This is a genomic window from Streptomyces sp. NPDC102462 (assembly GCF_044765425.1).
Classification (GTDB): Bacteria; Actinomycetota; Actinomycetes; order Streptomycetales; family Streptomycetaceae; genus Streptomyces.
Genome location: NZ_JBIWKB010000048.1, coordinates 15,404 through 34,367, shown reverse-complemented (window position 1 = coordinate 34,367; position 18,964 = coordinate 15,404). Strand labels below are relative to the sequence as shown.

General features: G+C 69.0%; 11 protein-coding genes. 8 read left to right on the top strand and 3 right to left on the bottom strand.

Annotated elements, in window-relative coordinates; all coding sequences use genetic code 11:
• The first annotated feature begins 154 nt into the window (after window positions 1-154).
• The 6 genes from ACIRFL_RS31985 (at window position 155) to ACIRFL_RS31960 (ending at window position 9,309) form a co-directional block, all read left to right on the top strand.
• Complete coding sequence (locus tag ACIRFL_RS31985) at window positions 155-1,402, top strand: sugar ABC transporter substrate-binding protein (protein ID WP_404035259.1); 1,248 nt, start codon at window positions 155-157, stop codon at window positions 1,400-1,402.
• A 35-nt stretch (window positions 1,403-1,437) separates the two neighbouring features.
• Entirely contained in the window at window positions 1,438-2,412 is a 975-nt protein-coding gene (locus tag ACIRFL_RS31980; RefSeq protein ID WP_404035257.1) for a carbohydrate ABC transporter permease, read from the top strand.
• Window positions 2,409-3,266, top strand: a complete 858-nt coding sequence (locus tag ACIRFL_RS31975; RefSeq protein ID WP_404035255.1) for a carbohydrate ABC transporter permease — start codon at window positions 2,409-2,411, stop codon at window positions 3,264-3,266. Before ACIRFL_RS31980 ends, ACIRFL_RS31975 begins: the two co-directional genes overlap by 4 nt.
• 47 nt (window positions 3,267-3,313) lie before the next feature.
• Window positions 3,314-4,516, top strand: a complete 1,203-nt coding sequence (locus tag ACIRFL_RS31970; protein ID WP_404035252.1) for a glycoside hydrolase family 1 protein — start codon at window positions 3,314-3,316, stop codon at window positions 4,514-4,516.
• Between the two features lie 238 nt (window positions 4,517-4,754).
• Window positions 4,755-6,164 carry a glucoamylase family protein gene (locus ACIRFL_RS31965; RefSeq protein ID WP_404035250.1) on the top strand — a complete coding sequence of 470 codons (1,410 nt, stop codon included), beginning with the start codon at window positions 4,755-4,757 and terminating at the stop codon, window positions 6,162-6,164.
• 676 nt (window positions 6,165-6,840) lie between these two features.
• Window positions 6,841-9,309, top strand: a complete 2,469-nt coding sequence (locus ACIRFL_RS31960) for a beta-L-arabinofuranosidase domain-containing protein (RefSeq protein ID WP_404035247.1) — start codon at window positions 6,841-6,843, stop codon at window positions 9,307-9,309.
• A gap of 118 nt (window positions 9,310-9,427) precedes the next feature.
• On the opposite strand, the gene ACIRFL_RS31955 is transcribed toward ACIRFL_RS31960, so the two are convergent.
• The 3 genes from ACIRFL_RS31955 to ACIRFL_RS31945 all read right to left on the bottom strand — a co-directional run bounded on the left by ACIRFL_RS31955 (window position 9,428) and on the right by ACIRFL_RS31945 (window position 15,240).
• A complete protein-coding gene (locus tag ACIRFL_RS31955) occupies window positions 9,428-11,482 on the bottom strand; it encodes a phosphocholine-specific phospholipase C (RefSeq protein ID WP_404035244.1) in 2,055 nt (684 codons plus the stop codon).
• A gap of 231 nt (window positions 11,483-11,713) precedes the next feature.
• Window positions 11,714-14,011 (bottom strand): hypothetical protein, encoded by a 2,298-nt coding sequence (locus ACIRFL_RS31950; protein WP_404035241.1) that lies wholly within the window; start codon window positions 14,009-14,011, stop codon window positions 11,714-11,716.
• A 173-nt stretch (window positions 14,012-14,184) separates the two neighbouring features.
• Window positions 14,185-15,240, bottom strand: coding sequence for a LacI family DNA-binding transcriptional regulator (locus ACIRFL_RS31945; RefSeq protein ID WP_404035238.1), 1,056 nt, complete (start codon window positions 15,238-15,240; stop codon window positions 14,185-14,187).
• A gap of 155 nt (window positions 15,241-15,395) precedes the next feature.
• Here ACIRFL_RS31945 and ACIRFL_RS31940 point away from each other — a divergent pair, with 155 nt between their 5' ends.
• Window positions 15,396-17,378, top strand: coding sequence for a glycogen debranching N-terminal domain-containing protein (locus ACIRFL_RS31940; RefSeq protein WP_404035235.1), 1,983 nt, complete (start codon window positions 15,396-15,398; stop codon window positions 17,376-17,378).
• Between the two features lie 92 nt (window positions 17,379-17,470).
• Window positions 17,471-18,790 (top strand): ABC transporter substrate-binding protein, encoded by a 1,320-nt coding sequence (locus ACIRFL_RS31935; protein WP_404035233.1) that lies wholly within the window; start codon window positions 17,471-17,473, stop codon window positions 18,788-18,790.
• Window positions 18,791-18,964 lie beyond the last annotated feature (174 nt).

The following is an 18,964-nucleotide window of genomic DNA, read 5'->3' as shown; positions in this document are numbered from 1 at the left end:
ACACACACGACACATTCACAGCGCCTTGATGTCACCCCCGTTACGAGAGTGTGACCAAGCCCCCTCTTGCTACATCCGACGGGTTCCCACAGAGTGATGTATGCGCTTACAGACAACGCATACATTCCATGTTCCGCTCAAGGAGGAGCCGTCCATGAACCGCCGAGCCACCACCACCGCGATCGCGGTCACCCTGGCGTCCGCCCTGAGCCTGACCGCCTGCGGCGGCTCCGGCGGCGAACAGGTCAAGGCCGACGCGAAGCAGACGCTGACCGTGTGGGCCATGGGCACTGAGGGCGAGAAGCTCGGTGACGTCGCGAAGGTCTACCAGAAGGCCAACCCGAACATCACGGTCAAGGTGACCCCGATCGGTTGGGACGTCGCCCACCAGAAGCTGGTCGCCGCCGCTGCCGCGAACAAGCTGCCCGACGTCATGCAGATGGGCAGCAGCTACGTGACCGAGTTCGCGGACATGGGCGCCCTGGAGCCGGTCGACACCGAGAGCTTCCAGGAGAAGGACTACTTCCCTGCGGGCTGGAGGCAGGGCCAGTACGACGGCAAGACGTACGGCGTGCCCTGGTACGTGGACACCCGCGTGCTCTTCTACCGCACCGACCTCGCCGAGAAGGCCGGCATCGACAAGGCCCCGGCCACCATGGCCGAGCTGCAGACGGCAGCGGAGAAGTACCAGAAGAACGCCGGAACGAAGTACGGCATCTCGATCCAGCCCGGCGGCCTCGACACGGTCCAGAGCTTCTACCAGTTCCTCTACTCCGCGGGCGGCGAGATCGTCACCCAGGACGGCAAGGCCGTCGCCAACAGCCCGAAGGCCGTCAAGGCCCTGGAGAACTACGGCACCTACTTCAAGAAGGGCCTCGCCGAGAAGTCGGTCCGCCCCGGCTACGACGTGACGAAGGACTTCAACAACGGCTCCGTGCCGATGTTCTTCGGCGGTCCCTGGTTCATGGGCCTGATCGACGAGAACTACCCGGACCTGAAGGACAAGTGGGCCGTCGCGAACGTGCCCGCCGACGAGACCTCCGCCTCCATGGCAGGAGGCTCCGCCCTGACGATCTCCGCGGACAGCGAACACAAGGCCGCCGCCAAGGAGTTCATCAAGTACCTGACCGACGCCAAGGGCCAGGCCGACTGGTTCCAGCGCACCAAGGACCTCCCGGCCAACGTGAACGCCTGGAAGTCGGGCGAGCTCGCCACCGACCCGAAGATGAGGGTCTGGAAGACCCAGATGGAGTCGGCGAAGGTCTCCCCAGCCCAGCCGAAGTGGACCGAGATCACCTCGAAGATCGACTCCGCGATCGAGAAGGTCGTCCAGGGGAAGGCATCCGCGAAGACCGCGCTCGACGCCGCCAACAGCGAGATCGAAGGCCTCGTCCAGAAGTAACCCCTTCTCCCACGCAGAAGTCCGAAGGGCGCACCATGTCCATCACGACACCCACCCCCGCGCGGTCCGGGGCCGCAAAGGTCCCAGGCGAGCCGGAAAACGGCAGCAGGAGGCGGCGCGGAAGACGCCCGATGGGGAGGCAGAACCTGGCCGGCTGGCTGTTCTCCACCCCGTTCCTGGCGCTGTTCGCGGTCTTCATGCTCTTCCCGATCATCGCGACGCTCCTGATGAGCTTCACCGACTTCGGGCAGCGCAACGTCAGACGCCCCCTGGAGGCGGAGTTCGTCGGCTTCGACAACTACGCCAAGCTGTTCGGCGACGACCAGTTCCTCAGAGCGCTGTTCAACACCGCCTACTTCGTCGTCATCGGGGTGCCGCTGACCATCGGGCTCGGTCTGCTGGTCGCGGTCCTGCTCAACAACGGCATCGACCGCGCCCGCACCTTCTTCCGCGTCGGCTTCTACGCACCGGTGGTCACCACCATCGTCGCGGTGGCGATCGTGTGGCGGTTCGTGCTCGACCCCTCGGACGGTCTGATCGCCGGGCTGGGTGACGAACTCGGCTTCACGGCACCGGACTTCCTCGGCTCTGAGGCGTGGGCCATGCCGTCCCTGATCGTGATGGCGGTGTGGCGCAACCTCGGCACCGTGATGGTCCTGATGATCGCCGGCCTGCAGGCCATCCCGACCGAGGTCCGCGAGGCCGCGCGGCTCGACGGGGCGAGCGCCTGGCAGGAACTGCGCCGCATCACGGTGCCGCTGCTGCGCCCGACCCTCCTGTACGCCACGGTCATCACCACCATCGGCTACCTCAACGTGTTCGAGGAACCGTTCGTGATGACGCAGGGCGGTCCCTCCGATGCCACGCTGACGGTGTCGCTCGACATGTACAAACAGGGCTTCAGCTTCTTCAACATGGGCTATGCGAGCGCCATGGCGTACGTCCTCTTCGTGGTGATCATGGGCATCACGGTGCTGCAGCTGCGACTGATGAAGGACAACACGAAATGAGCGCCGTCACCCCCACGCGCAGGACGGACGGCCACGTCCGCAAGCCGCTCCTCTACGTCGTCGCCTCGCTCGGCCTGCTGGTCATGGCCGCGCCCTTCCTGTGGATGGCGCTGAGCTCCTTCAAGACCAAGAAGGACCTCACCGCGAGCCCGCCCGTCTGGATCCCGTCCGAGTGGACCCTGCAGAACTTCCGGGATCTGCTCGACCAGCTGGACATGCCGCGCTACTTCATGAACTCGGTGATCGTCGCCGTGCTCGTGACCGTGTGCAACCTGCTGTTCTGCTCCATGCTCGGCTACGCGCTGGCCAAGCTGAACTTCACCGGCCGCTCGAAGGTCTTCGGGATCGTGCTCGCCGCGCTGATGGTGCCGGCGAACCTGATGGTCCTGCCGCTGTTCGTGCTCATCAACCAGCTGAATCTGCTGGACACCTACGCAGGACTGGTGCTGCCCTTCGCGGCGGGCGCCTTCGGTGTCTTCCTGATGCGGCAGTTCATGCAGGCCATCCCGGACGAACTGCTCGAAGCTGCCCGGATGGACGGCGCCGGTGAGTGGTACATCTTCTGGCGGATCGTGCTTCCGCTGGTCAAACCGGCACTCGCGACGCTGACGATCTTCACGTTCCTCGGGTCGTGGAACAACTTCATCTGGCCGCTCATCGCGACCAACGACCCGGGCAAGTACACCCTCCCGGTGGCCCTCGCGACCTTCGCGAACGACCCCAACCGCACGATCGGCGGCGGCAACGGAATGCTGATGGCGGGCTCGCTCCTCGTCGTCCTGCCCGTGCTCATCGTCTTCGCCGTTCTCCAGCGGCACTTCACCCAGGGCATCGCCACCGCAGGCATGAAGTGACCCGCCCAGGTCGCCCTCCCCACGTACGCAGAAAGACAGGCAACACCATGACGCTCGCCCCTGCCCGCACGCCCTTCCCCGACGGCTTCCTGTGGGGCGCCTCCACCGCCGCCCACCAGATCGAGGGCAACAACGTCAACAGCGACTGGTGGCGCAAGGAGCACGACCCGGCAGCCGGCATCCAGGAGCCGAGCCTGGACGCCTGCGACAGCTACCACCGCTGGGCGCAGGACATGGACCTGCTCGCCGAACTCGGCTTCACCGACTACCGGTTCAGCATCGAGTGGGCGCGGATCGAGCCCGCCCGCGGCCACTTCTCGCGCGCCGAGATCGCCCACTACCGACGCATGGTCGAGGGCGCGCTCGCCCGCGGCCTGCGCCCGGTGATCACGCTGCACCACTTCACGATCCCGCAGTGGTTCGAGGACCTGGGCGGCTTCACCGCCGACGGCGCCGTAGAGCTCTTCGCACGGTACGTCGTGGAGTGTGCGCCGATCATCGGCGAGGGCGTCAGCCATGTGTGCACCATCAACGAGCCGAACATGATCGCCGTGATGGCCGGTCTCGCCAAGCGCGGTGAGCAGGGCTTCCCGCCCGCCGGACTGCCCTTCCCCGACGAGGAGACGACGCACGCGGTCATCGCCGCGCATCACGCCGCCGTGAAGGTGGTCCGCGCCATCAACTCCGGGATCCAGGTGGGCTGGACGATCGCCAACCAGGTCTACCAGGCCGAGCCCGGCGCCGAGGACATCACCGACGCCTACCGGTACCCCCGCGAGGACATCTTCATCGAGGCGGCGCGCGGCGACGACTGGATCGGCGTGCAGTCCTACACCCGGACCAGGATCGGCGCGGACGGCCCGGTCCCGGCCCCGGCCGACGTCGAGCGCACCCTGACGTCGTGGGAGTACTACCCCGAGGCCGTCGGCCACGCAATCCGGCACACCGCCGAACTCATCGGTCCCGGCACGCCGTTGATCGTCACCGAGAACGGCATCGCCACCGCGGACGAGCAGCGCCGTATCGACTACTACGCGGGCGCGCTCGACGCCGTCGCCGCCTGCATCGAGGACGGCATCGACGTCCGCGGCTACCTCGCCTGGAGCGCGCTCGACAACTACGAGTGGGGCACCTACGAGGCGACGTTCGGGCTCATCGGCTGGGACCGCGAGACCTTCGCGCGCACGCCCAAGCCTGCCGCCCACTGGCTCGGCCGCCTGGGCCGGGAAAAGGCCCTGCCGCGCCTCTGAGTCCTCGGCACAAGACCCGTCACGGAGCCGGCTCCCCACCCGGGTGGGCCGATCCGTGGCGTACGGGACCGGGACTCCCGCCCCGCCGTCCCGGTCCCCGGGCCTGTGAGCTCCTGACCCCGCAGGCCCGCGCCGGGCGGTGCCGGCACTGCCCTGACAGGCGCCGACCCCGCCCTTCGCGCCCCACGAGCACCACGAACTTCCCTTCCACATCCGCCCTTTCGGAAGAAGGACCTTCATGGACCGCCGTACGTTCCTCACCACTGCCGGCGCCGGCGGCGCCGCCCTCGTACTCGGCTCGGCTCCGGCCGCGAGCGCGGCTCCGGCCGTCTCCGAAACGTCGCTGCTGCGCACCTGGTTCCGCTCGACGTACCGCTCGATCGAGGCGATGACCACCGACTTCGGCCTCGTCACCGACAAGGTCGACGTCAGCGGGTCCGGCGCCCCGGTGCCGTCCGTGCAGACCTCGCCGACGAACATCGGCTGCGGGCTCTGGTCGACGGCCGCCGCCGGCGGGCTCGGCGTGATCGCCCGGGAGACGATGGAACACCGCCTCGCCAAGACCGTGGCCGCGGTGGAAAAGCTGGAGCGGGCCCACGGATTCTGGTTCAACTGGTACGACGCACACAACGGTTCGGTCCTCACGGCCTGGCCCGAGAACGGCAGCACCGTCCGCCCGTTCCTCTCCACCGTCGACAACGCCTGGCTCGTCACCGGCCTGCTCATCGCTGCCGACGCCTCCCCCGCCCTGCGCCCGCGCATCGCGAAGCTCCTCGCCGGCGCCGACTGGTCGTACTACTACACGCCCTACGACCCGGCCGACCCGGTCGCGGGCCCCGGCCAGCTCCGCGGCGGCTTCTGGCCGGACAAGCCCGGCAAGGGCGAGCCGACCGGGCACCACTACGGTGCCCTCAACACCGAACCAAGGATGGCCAGTTACCTCGGCATCGCCGACGGCAGCCTGCCCACCGAGCACTACTGGCACATGTTCCGCACACTGCTGCCCGGCATGGGGCAGGAGCAGGAGCCCGAGGGCTCGTACAAGACCATCGACGGTGTCCGTGTCTGGCAGGGGCACTACACCTACCGCGGCCGCAAGCTGGTGCCCACCTGGGGCGGGTCGATGTTCGAGGCGCTGATGGTGCCGCTGTTCGTGCCGGAGCCCGAATGGTCGTCGCGTTCGTGGGGTGTCACGCACACCCGCTACGTCCGCAGCCAGATCGAACACGGCATGCAGGAAGCGAACTACGGATACTGGGGCTTCTCGCCGGCCAACATCCCCGAGGGCGGGTACCGCGAATACGGCGTCGACGCCATCGGCATGCAGGAGGACGGCTACAACTCCCTCGGCGTCGTCACCCCGCACGCCTCCTTCCTCGCACTGCCGTACGCCCGCACCGAGGCCCTCAGGAACCTCAAGGCGCTCGATGCGGACTTCGGCGCGTACGACGACACGTACGGCTTCCGGGACTCCGTGAACGTGACGACCGGACGGGTCAGCGACTTCGTCCTGGCCCTCGACCAGGGCATGATCGCCGCCGCCCTCGCCCAGCAGTTGCGCCCCGGACTGGGGCAACGCCCCTTCCGCACCGGCGGCTTCGCATCACGGGTGCGTCCCCTTCTGGCGAAGGAGCGCTTCTCCATCTGAGCGACCGCTCAGGCGCCGCAGCCGGGCGCCGCGACCGGCGTGCCGTGGAGGCACCCTGGTCGCGGCACCTGGCTCAGCCCATGCCGCCCGGCGGGAAGATGCTCGGTGATGGACGTTCCCGCAACGGGCGAGTCTGACGTCTTGACAGCTTTTGAGGCCGTCGTCCACTGTGCATCTACAACGTTGTACGAACCTGTCGGGCCGGGTCGCCTACAAGCCCGGCGGGTTTCCGCTTCGCTCGTCAGCGAGAGCTCCGTATGCCCAGACGACTTTCGCACCGCCCACCCGAACGGCCATCGGATCGACGAGGAGGACAACCGACTGACCGCCGCCGGCGGCGACGACCACTGCTGGGTGCCGGCCCCGGCGGGCGCCCCCGGCGCGCTGCGCCACACGGCCCGCCCGACCGACCCCGAATCAGCGCTCTCCCCCGCTTCGCGCACCCTTCACCTGCTGCCACCGGCAAGCCGACTGGCCGTCACCGTGGTGGAAGGCGCGGACCGTCATCGGCGATGTCCTCGCCCCGCTCTCACCGCACACCTGCAGCGATCGAACGGCAGAACCACACCGCACGACTGCGCCGGCCCGTGTCGGCCTGCCGGTGCCACCCCGCCACATGCCCCTGCACTGTTCCGCGCGACCGCTGGACGCGGTCCTTGACCAGGAGGGACGCCCCATGGAACGCCGTACGTTCCTGACCAGATCCATGTCTGCCGCGGCCGGTGCCGTCGCACTGAGCGGCGGCGCCGCACCCGCGCAGGCCTCGTCGTCCCCGAGTCCAGTCGCCCCGGCCGCCGGCTCCCACCCCCACTACACCGTCAACCGCGCCCCTCTGCAGCAGGAGCCGTTCCTGCGGCTGCCGCCCGGCAGCATCACTCCGAAGGGCTGGCTGCGCACCCAGCTGGACCTCCAACTCGACGGCCTGACCGGGCGCATGCCCGAGGTGTCCGACTACCTGGACGAGAAGACCAGCGGATGGGCCGTTCCGGAGCGGGACGGCTGGGAGGAACTCCCCTACTGGCTGCGGGGGTTCGGCGACCTGGGCTACGTCACCCAGGACAGCCGTACCCTCGAACTCACCCGCGCCTGGATCGACCGCATCCTCGCCACCCGGCAGCCCGACGGCTTCTTCGGCCCCTCCGGCCTGCGCACCTCGCTCAACGGCGGACCGGACTTCTGGCCCTACATGCCGGTCCTGGACGCGCTGCGCACCTGGCACGAGTACAGCGGCGACGATCGCGTCGTACCAACTCTGACCGGCTGGCTGAAGTTCCTCCACGCCCAGCCCGGCACCCTCTTCGGGCAGGGCTGGGGTTCGGCCCGCGTCGGAGACACCATCGACACCGCCTACTGGCTCTACAACCGCACGGGCGACGACTGGCTGCTGGACCTGGTCCGCGCCATGCACACCCACAGCGCCGACTACACCCACACGATCCCGACCTGGCACAACGTCAATCTCGCCCAGGGCTTCCGGGAACCCGCCCAGTACGGCGTCCTCGCCGGCGACCCCTCCTTCCTCGTGGCCACGCACCGTGTCTACGACACCGTCATGGGCAGCTACGGGCAGTTCCCCGGCGGCGGCTTCGCCGCGGACGAGAACGCACGCCCCGGCTACCACGACCCGCGCCAGGGCTTCGAGACGTGCGGCATCGTCGAGTACATGCACAGCCACCAGATACTCACCCGTATCACCGGTGACACCCTGTGGGCCGACCGCTGCGAGGACCTGGCCCTCAACATGCTGCCCGCCGCCTTCGACCCAGAGCAGAAGGGCACCCACTACGTGACGGCGGCCAACAGCATCCAGTTGGACAACGTTGCCAAGTCACACGGCCAGTTCAACAACTCCTTCGCCATGCAGGCGTACATGCCCGGCATCCACCAGTACCGCTGCTGTCCGCACAACTACGGGATGGGGTGGCCCTACTACGCCGAGGAGATGTGGCTCGCGAGCGTCGACGGCGGCCTGTGCGCCTCCCTGTACGCCGAGTCCTCCGTACGCGCCAAGGTGGGTGACGGCACCACGGTCACCGTCACCGAGCGCACCGACTACCCCTTCGACGACACCGTCACCCTGACCGTGTCCACTCCCCGTGCCGTCCACTTCCCGCTGTACCTGCGGGTTCCGGGATGGTGCGAGGAGCCCTCGGTCCGGCTCGGCGGGCGCCCCGTGCCCGTCCGGCGCAGCGGCGGCCACCTCGTCCTGGACCGCCGGTGGCACGACCGCGACCAGATCGTCCTGCGGTTGCCGATGCGCACGACGGTGCGCACCTGGAGCAGCAACGAGAACTCCGTCTCCATCTATCACGGCCCTGTCAACTACTCCCTGCGCATCGAGGAGGAGTGGCAGCAGTCCGGCGGCAGCAGCGCATGGCCGGAGTACGAGGTGCGCCCCGCCTCGCCGTGGAACTACGCACTGGAGCTGGACCGGCACGATCCTGCCCGGTCCTTCACCGTCGAACGCACCCGCGCCCGCGCCGCCAACCCCTTCACCCATTCCGGCACCCCGGTCCTCATGCGGGCCAAGGGCCGGCGCCTGACCGGCTGGCGGAGCGACGACCAGGACGTGGTGGCTCCGCTGCAGCAGAGCCCGGCCCGCACCACGGAGCCGGTCGAACGCCTCACCCTGATCCCGGCGGCCGCCGCGCGACTGCGCATCACATCCTTCCCGACCGCCTCCACGTCCGGCAGGGCATTCGAGTGGGCGGCGGTCACCGCCTCCTTCAGCGGCGTCGACAGTCCTCAGGCACTGCTCATGAACGCCGACGTCGAGCCATCGACTTCCTACGACCAGGCGATTCCGCGCTTCACCTGGTGGGACCGCACCGGTACCGAGGAGTGGGTCCGGTACGGCTACGCCGAGCCCGTCCGCGTCGACACGGTATCGGTGTACTGGTACGACGACACCGGCCACGGTGCCTGTCGCGTCCCCGAGTCCTGGCGGCTGGAGTACCTCGCCGCGGACGGCCAGTGGCACCCCGTGGACGGCGCCCCCGACTACGGCATCGCCACCGACCGGTTCAACCAGGTCTCCTTCCCCACCGTCACTACCACGGCACTGCGCATCACAGCGCGGCTCCGCTCCGGGTTCTCCGGCGGTGTGCTGGCCTGGCGCACCCAGCCGAACGGCCCGCGCGCCTGACAGCGGGCAGACCTGCTCACCTGACCCGGCGCCGAACGCCTCACCCTCTGTGGCTCCACCCCCTGCAACCGCTGCCTGCCTGTCGGCCCGGCGCCCTGCGGCGCCGGGCCTGGCCGGTTCAGACGGTGGCGGTCGCAGGGTCGCTGGTGCCGGCCGCGCCGGTCTCCACGTGCCCGGCGAAGCGCCGCACGAACGCGCCGTCGCCGCTGCAGGTGACGGTGACGTCGTACCAGTGGTGGCCGTCGGCAACGCCCCAGGCGGCGACCGTGCGGGATGCGCCGGGCTGCACGGTGTAGGAGTAGTGGTCGTTCGGCGCGTATGCGTCGGTGGCGGTGAAGGTGACGGCTGTGCTGCCGGCGTTGGTGAACGTCAGCGTGACCTGTCCGGCGGCGTTGTCATGGCGGGCGATGACCTCGGGGCCCACCGCGGTGTTGGTTCCGGCCTGGCGGCGCAGGAACCCGTTGGGACCGTACACGGAGAAGTCGTAGCGGGTGCCGGGCAGCGCCCAGCTGTCGGTCAGGCTCTTGCCGCCCTGGACGGTGTAGGGCCAGGGACCGTCGGAGCGGGTGGCCGAGGTGACGTGGAAGGCGGCCCCGGCGGCGCCGAGACTGGCGAACGTGAACTGCATGCGGCCGCCCACCGCCTTGGTGTCCACGACCAGGTCATACGGCAGCGGCCGGGCGTTGCGCAGGCCGCTCTCCTGCTTGGGCAGCGTACCGGTGGCCGGCGGAGCGGGCACGTAGTCGCCGGGGTTGCCGTGGTCGGGCGGGGCGTAGCCGCTGGTGTCGGGCAGGCCGGGGACGCCTGCGTCGCTGCGGGAGAAGTCGAAGGCAGAGGTGAGGTCGCCGCAGACGGCGCGGCGCCAGGCGGAGACGTTGGGGTTGTGCACGCCGAAGCGCTTCTCTATGAACTGCACGATGGAGGTGTGGTCGAAGGTCTGCGAGCAGACCCAACCTCCGGTGCTCCACGGGGAGATGACGAGCATCGGCACACGCGGCCCGAGCCCGTACGGCCCGGCGCCGTAGCCCGACGAACCGCCGAACAGGTCCTGCCTCACGTCCGCGGTGGACAGGCCGCGGTCCGCGGAGGCCGGCGGGAACGGCGGGACCACATGGTCGAAGAAGCCGTCGTTCTCGTCGTAGGTCAGCAGCAGGACCGTGCGGCTCCATACGTCCGGGTTGGACGTGAGCGCGTCCAGGACCCGTGAGACGTACCAGGCGCCGTAGTTGGCGGGCCAGTTGGGGTGTTCGCAGAACGCCTCGGGCGCGGCGATCCAGGAGACCTGCGGCAGGGTGCCCGCGGCCACGTCGGCCCGCAGCCGGTCGAAGTAGCCGTCGCCGCCTGCCGCGTGGGTCCCGGTGCGGGCGCGGTCGTACAGCGGGTTGCCGGCCTGCGCGTTGCGGTACTGGTTGAAGTAGAGCAGCGAGTTGTCGCCGTAGTTGCCGATGAACGCGTCGCTGGTCCAGCCCCAACCGCCGGCGGCGTTCAGCCCCGTGCCGATGTCCTGGTAGACCTTCCAGCTGATGCCGGCCTGCTGCAGGATCTCGGGGAAGGTGGTCCAGGAGTAGCCGGCCTCCTCGTTGCCGAGCACCGGCCCGCCGCCCTTGCCGTCGTTCCCCGAGTAACCGGTGAACATGTAGTAGCGGTTGGGGTCGGTCGAGCTGAGCATCGAGCAGTGGTAGGCGTCGCACACCGTGAAAGCGTCCGCCAGGGCGTAGTGGTACGGGATGTCCCGGCGGGTCAGATAGGCCATCGATGTCGTGGACTTGGCGGGGATCCACCGGTCGTACGCGCCGCCGTTCCACGCCGCGTGCGTGCCGGACCAGCTGTGATCGAGGTCCTGGATGAACTGCAGTCCGAGGTGGTCGGCGTCCGGGCGGAAGGGCAGCGTTTCGCGCCCCGACGTGGCGGCCTGGTGGAAGACGGTCTTCCCGGACGGCAGCACGAGCGGGCGCGGGTCGCCGAAACCGCGGACTCCGCGCAGCGTCCCGAAGTAGTGGTCGAAGGACCGGTTCTCCTGCATGAGGACGACGACGTGCTGGACGTCGGCGAGTGTGCCGCTCCCGGCGGCGGGCGGGATGGACGCGGCACGCGCGATCCCGGCGGACAGGCTGGTCGCCGTGGCTGTGCCCGCGGCGAGTTGCAGAAACCTTCGGCGGCTGACGTCGGTCACGAAACACTCCTGGGTGTCCGGTGGGGGCTCAGACTCAAGGACTGCTGCCGGGCCGATGGCCCGGAGTGTGCAGGACGCGCGCGGTGCGGTCGCCGAGATCGACGACATCGAACGGTGGTCACATCAGGGCCCTTGGGGTCGGCTGCTGCCTTGCGGGCCCGGGGCTCCCGGCCCGACGTGTGCGGGCGTCAGGCCGGGAACGGGTCCGTGGGTGCGGCCGACCGGGCTGGGTCAGAAGTGCCAGCAGGCCCAACTGTTCGGGTCACTGGCCGTGGCGGCACGCGAGAAGACGCTCGCGGCGTACGGGTAGGCGTAGGTGCAGGCGTCATCCATGCTCATGGAGACATGGTCGCCGTCGGGGGTGACGCAGTGCCAGTCGTTGGCGGTGGTGCCGTCGAGGCTGACGCCGCCGGTGTTTCCGATCGACTTGCAGTAGCCATTGAGGTCGAGACCGCCGGAACTCTGGAAGGCGGGGGGCCTGGTGAGGGTGACGGTGGTGGACGTGGTGCCGGCCGGGAGGGTGACCGTGCCGGTGGCCGAGTTCACGGTGCCCGCGGTGGCGGAGGCGATGTTCCCGACGAAGGCGGGGACTTGGAAGGACACGCCGCCGGCGGGCCTGTCACCGCTCAGGTTCAGCGTCACCGCGGAGCCGCTGCTGGTGATGGTGGCGCCCATGCGGTGGCCGCCGGCGATCGGGACGTTGGTGGCGCTGGTCCTGGCGCCGGAGCGCAGCCATTCGGTGGGCAGGCCGCGGCCGACGATGACCTGTCCGTCGGTCTTCTCGGCGAGGAAGGAATCGAGCAGCACCTTGGAGCCGTTGGCCTGACCCCACATGTGCGGGCTGGAACCGGTGCCGGCGGTGGCGTGCGTGCCGGGTGACCAGTTGGTGGTCCCGGCGGTGGGGATGCCCTCCCACCAGGAGAACGGCGCGCTCTGCGTGTTCGTGATCATGAACTGGTAGTCGTACACGCCTTCGGCGCGGTGGTCGGCGGAAGCGAGCCCGGCCTCACCGTACCCGGCGTTGTAGCCGGTGCTGAAGCCGGTGTAGCCGCCGTAGGTGTGCGGGGGCAGCCCGGAGAGCTTGGCGAATCCGTTGGCGTAGGTGGAGTCGAGCATGGCGGCCATCGGGCCGCTCTGCTGAGCGCCGAAGAGGTAGCCGTCCCAGTTCCAGCGGCCGAACAGGAACAACGCGGCCCAGTTGGCGTTGTTCTTCTGGCCGCAGGCGTTGCCGTCGTTGGGCGCGTCCACGGCGCAGGGGATGTAGGTCAGGTGGTTGGCGTTGATGGTGTTGGTCAGCGCTGTGTTCACCGCGGACAGCAGGGTGTTGTAGGTCTGCTGCGCCCAGTTCGCCTCGGGGGTGTTGCCGAGCTTGTCCGCGATGTAGCGGTAGGCGGTCAGGCCCATCAGGGCTTCGGCGTTGTCGACGGTCCAGTGGCCCATGCTGTCGATGTCGTAGGTGGCCTTCATGACGCCGCCGGGCCCGGTCGCGTCGGTCTGGATCTGGTGGGCCTCGGTCCGGATGCGGTTGAAGTTGCTCTGCACGAAGGCGGTGTCGCCGGTCTTCTGCAGGTAGACGGCCCAGGGCCAGGGGAAGGTCCAGTGTCCGTCGTCGTAGTTGGCCGGGGAGTTGTTCGGGTCGAACTGGGTGAGCTGGGCCTTGGCGTCGGCGAGGTCGCCCTGTGCGAAACGGTTGACGAGCATGCCGACGAGGTCGTGGTTCCAGACCTGGTCGTAGCCGTTCTCCCCGACATGGAGCGCGGTGTCGTCCTTGACGATCTCGCCGTAGATCAGGCCCGCCTTGTAGGCGTTGACCAGCCGGGGATCCGGCAGGTCGAGTTGGGCGATCTCCTGGAGCCGGCCGTCCCAGTAGGTGGTCATGTGCGCGTAGTGGGAATCGTACGAACCCGCCGCGGCCAGGCTGCTGTCGGAAGGCCACGGGTACGTGGCTCCGAAGCGGTCGACGGCGATGACGTAGTCGTGCGAAACCGTCTGGCCGGGCTGCACCGTATTGCCCACGTTGTTCAGCGGGATCAGGCCGGACGAGGGCGCCGGGTCCTCGGTGTGGGCCACCGTGTCGTGGTTGTCCACGGTGACGCGCGAGTAGACGGCGACGTAGTCGTGGCCGCCGGTCGTCACCTTGTCGCCGAAGTTGGTGATGGTCACGGTGGTGTTGTCGCGCTGGAAGCTGGTCACCAGTGCCGGGTAGTAGCCGCCGGCGTTCGACCACTGAAGGGATGCGGGGTTGTTGTAGATCCCGAACCTTGCCGTCGTGTTCTTCCCGTCGCGGATGTCGAAACTGCCGCCTCGGTGAGCGATGGCGGCGTCTTTGTCCCCGTCCCAGCCGATGACTGCGCTGTCGACCTGGGTCGTGTTGGCGCGGGCCGGATCGGCGTGGAGGGTCTGGACACCGGCGGCGAAGCCGACGAGGGCGACCCCGAGGACTGCGCCGAGGAGGCGTCGGCGCAGGGTTCGGTGGCGGGGAGGTCCGTCGGTCGGCAACTGTGACGGCGACGGTGTGATGCGTCTCATGGCGGTTCCTGGGGGGTCGGTCGCCAGGATGCGAGGCGACGAGGACGGTCGTTTTTGAGCGCTCAAACACGCGGCCCCAAGGAACCAACCGATGCTGCACATGTCAAGAGTGTGCGCACCGATTGCTCAAGGGTGTCCCGCATCGGCCTGGTCATCAGCCGGGACGAGCGGTGCTACCGCCGCGGGCTCGCGGGCCGGGCGCTGGAGGACCGAATGACCAGCTGGGGTTCCAGGAGCTGGTGTCCGGGACCCGCCTCATCACTGCCGAGCAGGGCCGCGACGACCTGCCGGCCGACCAACTCGATGGGCTGCCGGATGCTGCTGAGTTCCAGGGCGGCCGCCGTGGGCGTGTCGTCGAAACCGACGATGGCGAGGTCGCGTCCCACCTCGAGCCCCCATCGCTGAGCCGCCTGCATCGCACCCACGGCCAGCGTGTCGGTGGCCGTGACGATGGCGGTGGGAGGCTCGGCGTGTTCGAGCAGTCTGAAGGTGACCTGGATGGCCGCTTGGACCGAGTCCTCGCTGCGTGCGTCCAGGACTCCACAGGTCGAGGCGAGATGGTGGCTTTCGACGGCTTGGTGCCAGCCACGTGCCCTGCGGTCGCCGATGGTGCGACCGGACGGCCAGCCGAGGAACGCGATGCGGCGATGACCGCGGTTGACCAGGTGGTCCACGGCAAGGCGAGTGCCCATGACATTGTCCACGTCGACCCAGGGATAGGTGTCGGCACCCGAGTCCGTCCGCCCGAACGCGATGAACGGAATCCCCATGTCGATCAGCGCCTTCGGGCGTCGGTCGTCGGCTGTCAGGTCGTACAGGACGAACGCGTCAGCGGCTCCACCGCGATGGAGCCGGCCGGCGCTGTCGATCTCCGCGGACTCGTCGTCGGCTGAGAACAGCAGCAGGTGGTGGTCGGCCGCCCGGCCGGCCTCGGCCAGAGCGTGCAGAAACCTGTCGTGGATCGAGGTGAGGGCTCCGGTGGCCAGCGGGCGGATCCGGTAACCGATCATGCGCGAGGCGCTGCGCGCCAGCGCTTGCGCTTGGCGATTGGGCTGGTAGCCGAGCCGGGAGATGAACTCCACGACACGCTCACGGGTGGCGGGTCGCACACGCTCGGGCGCGTGCAGGACATTGGACACGGTTTGCCTGGACACTCCCGCCGCCCGTGCCACGTCCTGCAGGGTGGGAACGTTTCCGCCCGCCGGCTCGCGGTGCCCCGGTTCCGCCATCTGCGCCTCCGATTCCTACTGGTCCGCCCGCACCGCATTGTCCCTGAACTCGGGCCCTGGTCGGCGGTCGTCCGGCCTGCTACGGTTCCCTCCGCCGTGATTTGCGCGCTCAAAATCCTACCGTAAGTCAGCCCGTCCACGTTCACGGAGGCGATGTGAGCCACGTCCGCCCGAGCTCTCTGCATGAACTGGTCACGTTGCTCTGGGCACCCTCCGTGTGCCTGAGTTCCGGCGACGGCCAGATACGTGCGCAGGGCCTCGACGGCTTCTACACCAATGACTACCGGGTGCTCTCCCGCCTGGAGGTGGAGGTGGCCGACGCTGCGGTGGAGCCGGTCGGGTGTCAGCTCCAGGACCCCGCAAGCGCCGTCTTCACCTCCCGAGTGCGTCTGGACGGCGACGAGGGCGCCGATCCGTCGGTGGTGCTGCACCGCCACCGGTCCGTGGGCCAGGACGGGCTCAAGGAACGGTTGGAGCTGGTCAATTACGGTGATGCCCCCGTGACGGCGACTCTTCGGGCGCGTGCCGGCACCGATCTGGCGCCGGTCCATGTCGTGCGCGGCGGCCGGCAGGAGCCGCACGTGGATGCTCACCCGGTGTCCGGAGGCGCGTGCTGGGCAGGCGCGGCACAGGAGGTTCGGCTGACCGCGGACCCGGTTCCGATGCAGATGACGTCCGAGGACGCGGACGTGGTGCTGTCGTTCACCTTGGACCTGGCGCCTGCGCAGTCGGCCGGGGTGACCTTGCGGGCGGTCGCCCGGCACAACGATCCGGGGACGGTCGAGCGCACCTTCCTGTCCGTCTCCCCGCGGATTCCGCCGGTGCTCACCCGCCGAACCGGAGTGGAGGAGCCGCGCGACCCTCGGCGTCGCAGACTGCTGCGGGCAAGTCTCCAGGATCTGCAGCGCATGCTGCTGGCCGATCCCCTGGAGCCTGCGGACTGCTTCCTCGCCGCCGGCAGCCCCTGGTATTTCACCCTCTTCGGCCGGGACGCCCTGTGGTCGGCCTCCTTGCTCATGCCCGAGGCGCGGCGGTTGGCCCTCGGGACACTGCGCACCTTGCAGCGGCGCCAGGGCGGACGTCACGACGCGGTGGCGGAGGAGGAGCCGGGCAAGATTCTTCACGAAGTACGCCGGGAGACCCTGCGCCTGAACGACATGGTGATCCCTCCCCTTTACTTCGGCACCATCGACGCCACCATGTTGTGGGTCCGCCTCCTGCACAGCACCTGGCGGGCAGGCGCGGACGAAGCCGAGATCGAGGCGCTTCTTCCGAGCCTGCTCACGGCACTTGAGTGGATCACGACCCACGGCGACAGTGACGGGGACGGTTTCATCGAGTACCGGTCCTCCACCCGGGGCGGCCTGGCCAATCAGGGATGGAAGGACACCGCGGGCGCCGTGCGCTGGGCGGACGGGCGACACGCACAGGCCCCGCTGGCACTGTGTGAGGTGCAGGGCTACGCGTATGCGGCCGCCACCGAGGGCGCCACCCTCCTCGACGCCTTCGGACTGCCCGGAGCCGACCGCTGGCGGGACTGGGCGGCCCGGCTCCAACAGCGGTTCCGCGCCGCCTTCTGGATCAACGACGCCACCGGCGTCTATCCCGCCATAGCCCTGGACGCGGCCAAACGGCCTGTGGACGGAGCGGCCTCGAACATGGCGCATCTGCTCGGCACCGGCCTGCTCAACTCCGATGAGGCGGACCTGGTGGCCCGTCGACTGTCGCAACCCGACCTCGACTGCGGCTATGGACTGCGCACCCTGTCCTCGACCAGCAGGGCGTTCAACCCGCACACATACCACTGCGGCAGCGTCTGGCCGCACGACACAGCCATCGCGGTGCTCGGACTGGCCGCCGAGGGCCGGCACGCCGTCGCTCATTCGCTGGCAGAGGGTGTCGTCACCGCCGCCGAGCAGTTTGATTTCCGACTCCCGGAACTGTACGCGGGCACCTCCGCCCACGATGGTGAGCCCGTTCTCGCCTATCCGAATGCATGCCGTCCACAAGCCTGGGCCGCGGCCGGGGCCGTTGCGATCATCGACTACCTGGAGAGCCGCAACTCCCCGAGCACGGACTCCCGATCGGGCGGTCACTCAGGTCTCCTGACGCCCGTTCCCGAGCCTCGACACAGCTGACTGACCGGGACTTCCCTCCCCGGTCTGCGACGACCGCTCGCGAGCCGCGCCCGTTCCCCCTCCCGTACTCCCCCTCACCGCAAGGAGCACGTATGAGCCGCACCCGCACCACCTGGCGTACGTCGAGAATCACCGGCCTGGCAGCCCTGGCAGCCACCACCGCCCTCGTCCTGGCCGGCTGCTCCAGCGGCGACGCGAACGACAAGACGTCCACAGCAGGCAGCAGCACCGATCGCGGTCCCATCACCTTCGCCGTCGGCAAGGACACGTCCGGCGCCCTGCAGAAGCAGGTGGACGCCTGGAACACCGCCCACCCCTCCGAGAAGGTCACGCTGGACGAACTCCCCGCCTCCGCCGACGCCCAACTGCAGCAACTCCAGCAGAACGCCCAGGTCAAGTCGACCGCCTTCTCGGTGCTCGGACTGGACGTGACATGGACCTCCGAGTTCGCGGCCAACCGGTGGATCGACGCGATGCCCGCCTCGACCAGCACGAGCGGTCTGCTCCCGGCCGCCGTCGATTCGGCGAAGTACCGCGGCACCCTCTACAGCGTCCCCTGGCAGACCAACGGCGGCCTGCTCTTCTACCGAAGCGATCTGCTCACCGCCGCGGGAATCAAGACGCCACCGACCACCTGGCAGGAGATGCGGGCCGACTGCGCCAAGGTCAAGGCACTTCCGCAGGCCAAGGGGGCCTCCTGCTACGCGGGGCAGTTCGACAAGTACGAGGGCCTGGTCGTCAACTTCTCCGAGGCCGTGCAGTCCTCCGGAGGGCATGTCTTCGACACCGACGGAAACCCCACGGTCGACACCGCCCAGGCGAAGACCGCACTCAGCTGGCTGGCAGGCGCCTTCAAGGACGGCACCATCCCGCACGAGGACCTCACCTATCAGGAAGAGAACGGACGGAAGGCGTTCCAGTCCGGCAAGGCGATCTTCATGCGCAACTGGCCCTACGTGTGGGACCTGGCCAACAAGACCGATGGCTCCTCCAAGGTCGCCGGCAAGTTCGACGTCGCGCCCCTGCCCGGCCTCGACGGCACCGGCTCCTCGACCCTGGGCGGTTACAACCTCGCCGTCTCGTCCTTCACCCGGCACAAGACGACCGCCCGCGACTTCATCACCTACCTGACAAGCGACAGTTCCGAACGCGCCAACCTGCTCGCCGCGTCCACCGCTCCCACCCGAACCGCCCTGTACGAGGACCGCGCCCTGCAGAAGAAGTTCCCCTACCTGGCCGACCTCAAGCGGTCCCTGGACGCCGCAGTCGCACGTCCCAAGGCCGTTCGCTACGGCGATGTGTCCGCGGCCATCCAGGACGCCATCTACCCGGTGCTCTCCGGTGACGCCGAGCCCGCCACCGCGCTGGCCTCGCTGCAGACCAAACTGACGCAGCTCACTTCTCAGCCGTGAACGGACGGGCGGGCGCGGCCCCTCCCCGGCGCGTCCGGCCCGTCGTCTGCTCCTGACTGATCGCACGGAAGGCCGAGCCCTTCATGACCTCTACCGCACCCGCCCTTGCCCCACCTCCCGCAAAGCCCGCGCCGAAAACCAGACCGCGCGGCGCCGGTCACGGCGAAGGCCGCC

Bases quoted from the DNA above. Each gene is read 5' to 3' on its own strand.
- ACIRFL_RS31960 (WP_404035247.1), top strand. From the start codon at position 6,841: ATGGAACGCCGTACGTTCCTGACCAGATCCATGTCTGCCGCGGCCGGT.
- ACIRFL_RS31975 (WP_404035255.1), top strand. From the start codon at position 2,409: ATGAGCGCCGTCACCCCCACGCGCAGGACGGACGGCCACGTCCGCAAG.
- ACIRFL_RS31935 (WP_404035233.1), top strand. From the start codon at position 17,471: ATGAGCCGCACCCGCACCACCTGGCGTACGTCGAGAATCACCGGCCTG.
- ACIRFL_RS31970 (WP_404035252.1), top strand. From the start codon at position 3,314: ATGACGCTCGCCCCTGCCCGCACGCCCTTCCCCGACGGCTTCCTGTGG.
- ACIRFL_RS31980 (WP_404035257.1), top strand. From the start codon at position 1,438: ATGTCCATCACGACACCCACCCCCGCGCGGTCCGGGGCCGCAAAGGTC.
- ACIRFL_RS31965 (WP_404035250.1), top strand. From the start codon at position 4,755: ATGGACCGCCGTACGTTCCTCACCACTGCCGGCGCCGGCGGCGCCGCC.
- ACIRFL_RS31950 (WP_404035241.1), bottom strand. From the start codon at position 14,011: ATGAGACGCATCACACCGTCGCCGTCACAGTTGCCGACCGACGGACCT.
- ACIRFL_RS31945 (WP_404035238.1), bottom strand. From the start codon at position 15,240: ATGGCGGAACCGGGGCACCGCGAGCCGGCGGGCGGAAACGTTCCCACC.
- ACIRFL_RS31985 (WP_404035259.1), top strand. From the start codon at position 155: ATGAACCGCCGAGCCACCACCACCGCGATCGCGGTCACCCTGGCGTCC.